Genomic DNA, 3,449 nt, shown 5'->3' on the forward strand with positions numbered 1-3,449 from the left:
GGCTCCGTTCGCTGCGCCCTGGCCGCTGGCCCCGGACGCCGACTGCGCCCCAGACCCGGCCAGCCCTTGCTGGGCGTTACCGAGTGCAGCTCCAGCCATCCCTGCCACAGCTCCGGTCGCGCCGGCCGCTGCGGCACCGATTCCGGCGGCACTGCCACCGGCCACGGAGGCCGACACCGCGGGGGCCACCACGCGCATCAGGGCTGGCAGAACCAGGCCTGCTGCGGCCAGCAGCAACATCGACGACACCGCCTCCATCACAGAGGGGGCCTCGTTGCCGGAGCTGAGCCAGAACGCCGTCAGGTACAGCAACGTGGCGACCGGCTTGAACAGCAGGGCCGCGACGATGAACCCGATCATCGTCTTGAAGGCCTGTTTGCCGGTGCTCAAGGAGTACGACGCAGCGGCCAGAGGGAGCAGGCCAACCACGACGATCAGGAGCCCTTCCCGGACGACGAGGGCTACCAGCTGCGCCAATGCCCCCAGCAGAGCGAAGACCACCAGGATGAGAACGGCGGCGGGGCCGAGCCCGGTTTCCTCGTCAATCAGCGCAACGGAGTTGATCGTCGCGGCAGGGTCACCGCCCAGGCCGTCTTCCAGCCATTGGGCCGACACAGCGTCGGTCGCCAGGTGCATCGCCAGGATGACTGCCGGTAGTGCCGCGCCGGCAAGGATGAAGTTGAAGACGACCTGGCCGACATCCTCGAACCCGTCGCCCAGGCCACGGTTTCGGGCGACCGCCATCCGGGTTCCGGCCACGATCAGCGACACCACGAACAGCAGGGCTTGCGCCCACAGGGTGAGGTTGAAGATGCCCTCGACCGATGAGGCGAAGTCTGCCCCAGAGAACGGGGACTCCTTGATCCACATGGTCATGATCAGCGACAGCGACTGGGCGTTGCCCTCGAGCAGTGACTTGACGAAGTCGCCGATGGGATCGCCCCAGAAGCCGGAGGTGGCCGCTTCAACCGCGTCGGTTGGAAACTTCACTGCCCCGGCGGTGTTGCAGGCGGCGTTCACGATCGCGTTCACCGGAGAGGTGGCCGCCTCACGTAAGCCACCAGCGTGTGCGGAATCGCGCAGCCACTCATGGGCGCCGGTCCCGCCGAGCAGGCCGCCGTCGCCGGTCTCGCCATTACGGCAGTCGTCGTAGTAGGTCTGAAACGAGTTCTGTCCACTGGGCTCATCGTTGTCCTGTGCCAAGGCCTGTCCTGCCCCGATCACAGACAACAGCACAGCTAGAACAACTGAGAGCGCGGACCTGTACAGGTGCTTTAGTTCCACAGCACCCACGACCCATCTAGCTTCTCCACCGGGGGCAGCGACCTAGCCGAGACGATCTGCCACTGGCCGTCTTGCCATGCAAGGGACACCCGCATCACGGGGTGTGCGGTCGCACTGATGTCGATCGTGTCGACCTGTCCCACTGCATCGGCAACAGACGGTGTCGCCGCTTCGACGGTGCAGAACTCGGGCGAACAGTGGCTGATGCGGAACCAGCGTGGAGCCAGAAAGCCTTCCGCCGCCTGCAAGGCGCGGCCCTCGTTGGCTCGCCCACGGGCGCGAATCTCCTCCAGGAACGCCGGATCCTCGGCAACAAGCTGTTTCGCGTACCGGTCCAGAAAGTCCGCATAGACAGGGCCGAGCTCGATGCCCAGACCGATGTAGTTGGCAGTCAGGACTGCTGCGCCGACGGGTGACTGAGCGTAGCCAGTCATCACTCCTTGCTCGGTGTCGGTGGGGCCGTCTGAGGTCGAGACCATCAAGGTGACCCCGCTCGGCACTTGTTGGAGTGCCAGGCCGGCTGGTGCGGCGACTGCTTCCGTTCCGGTGGGAAACGCAGTCGCCTCCCCGGTCTGTTCGAGGGGCCGGCCGCCGGGAGCGTTGACGACGGTCACCTGCCGGCCCACCAGGTCGCTGGTCACTCGTCCGGGCTGTGCGGTCGGGGTGGCAGCGGCTGGCGCTGACGACGGCTCCGACCCCTGTGTCGCCTGGGGGGATTGATCGTCGCGGCCGGTCATGGTGATGACTACGGCCAGCACCAGCAGAGCTGCAATCAGCACTCCTGCGGCGGTGATCCAGGTCTTCCTCGTCATCAGTTGTCCTCATCCCAGGTCGTGAAGCCCTCGAGCGTGTGGATCTCGGTGGCGTCGATGTCGTCGCTCTGCGTGGGGAGCACGAGCTTCCAGTCGGCCCCGGTCCAGGCCAGCTGCACCGGGTAGGCAGTCAGCAACGGCTCGTGCTCACCCGGCCCCGGCGGTGTCGAGGTAGCCAGCAAGACGATCGCGTGCTCCGGGGAGTAGTCGGTGATCTTGAATGCGACGAAGGATGCGGCGACCGACGGATCGACGGCCCCGGACACGCTCATCAGTGCGCGGGCCTGCGCCCACTCGTCTCGGCCGGGGCCGGGGGCGGTGACCGTACGCACAACTTCGGGCCAGGTGGTGTCCGGGGAGGTGGCCAGGGCGGCTTGCCCGTTGGCGGCGGCCAGGGCAGCTCCCTGGGGACTGTGGCTGTAACCCTGCGGAGGCGTCGTCCGTGCGGGGCCGTCCTGGTGGGAGGTGGGGATCTTGAGTCCGGCCACGGTGCGCCAGGTCAGATCAGCGGGGGCCGAGGAGGTGTCGACGGCGACCGGGGCGTCGGTGCCCTGCTCGTCAGCTGAGCAGGCAGTGTTGGCGGTCAGTAGCAGCGCCACCGCCATTGCGGTGAGAACGCGTCGGCGGATGGACACGGATGCTCCTAAATGAATACGTCGGCGATATGGCCAGCCGAGGCGACGATGAGGCAGCCCAGAATGACCTTGATGGTGATCGCTTGGATGGAAGGGCCGTACTGGTCGACCAGGCGGTTGTCGACTGTCAGTAGGGCGCCGATCGCCAGGACTCCGGCGACCAGGACGACGGTGGCGCCCCACTTCACCCAGCCCACGGCCTGGGTGAAGTAGGTCATCGCTGCTGCGGGTGGGGCGACCGGGCTGGTCGGAGGCAGGATCGGTCCTGCGTCCTGCGCCACGATGATCGCTACCTCGGTAAGCACGGTGGTCAGGACACCAGAGCGTTGACGATGGGGCCGGCAAGCAAGATCAATAGGCAGCCGCCGATGATGCGGGCAACGGTGCTCTGGACTTCATCGCCGCGCCCTGACGAGCGGGCCATGATGAAGTACGCACCCGCTGCCATCACGCCCATGACGCCGATCGCGACGCAGCCCCACATGAAGTAGGACAGGGCGGTATCGACCTTCTGGCCGGCGCCCGGAATCTCCTGCGGTGACAGGTTCATTCCTTGCGCAAGGACCTGCTCGGCGACCGGGGCGGCCGCGGTGATCGTTTCGACAATCATGGTGTTCTCCTTGAAGTGATGTGAACGGAAAAGCAGTGATCAGGGGGTTTGTGAACGCTGTCGCCACTGCTGGCCAGCGGCGGAGAAGATGTCCTCGGCAGCGGCTAA

At 66.5% G+C, this 3,449-nt stretch carries 5 protein-coding genes; all 5 read right to left on the bottom strand.

The window, feature by feature from the left end; all coding sequences use genetic code 11:
- A partial coding sequence (locus tag G6018_RS09030; RefSeq protein WP_182639431.1) for a hypothetical protein occupies positions 1–1,203 on the bottom strand: 1,203 nt, incomplete at its 3' end.
- 71 nt (positions 1,204–1,274) lie between these two features.
- Positions 1,275–2,096 carry a hypothetical protein gene (locus G6018_RS09035; protein ID WP_182639432.1) on the bottom strand — a complete coding sequence of 274 codons (822 nt, stop codon included), beginning with the start codon at positions 2,094–2,096 and terminating at the stop codon, positions 1,275–1,277.
- Positions 2,096–2,731, bottom strand: a complete 636-nt coding sequence (locus G6018_RS09040) for a hypothetical protein (protein WP_347237841.1) — start codon at positions 2,729–2,731, stop codon at positions 2,096–2,098. Before G6018_RS09040 ends, G6018_RS09035 begins: the two co-directional genes overlap by 1 nt.
- Before the next feature lie 8 nt (positions 2,732–2,739).
- Positions 2,740–3,012, bottom strand: a complete 273-nt coding sequence (locus tag G6018_RS09045) for a hypothetical protein (RefSeq protein ID WP_182639433.1) — start codon at positions 3,010–3,012, stop codon at positions 2,740–2,742.
- A 29-nt stretch (positions 3,013–3,041) separates the two neighbouring features.
- Entirely contained in the window at positions 3,042–3,341 is a 300-nt protein-coding gene (locus tag G6018_RS09050) for a hypothetical protein (RefSeq protein WP_182639434.1), read from the bottom strand.
- Between the last annotated feature and the right edge of the window lie 108 nt (positions 3,342–3,449).

Source organism: Dietzia sp. DQ11-44 (assembly GCF_014145205.1).
Lineage (GTDB): Bacteria > Actinomycetota > Actinomycetes > Mycobacteriales > Mycobacteriaceae > Dietzia > Dietzia natronolimnaea.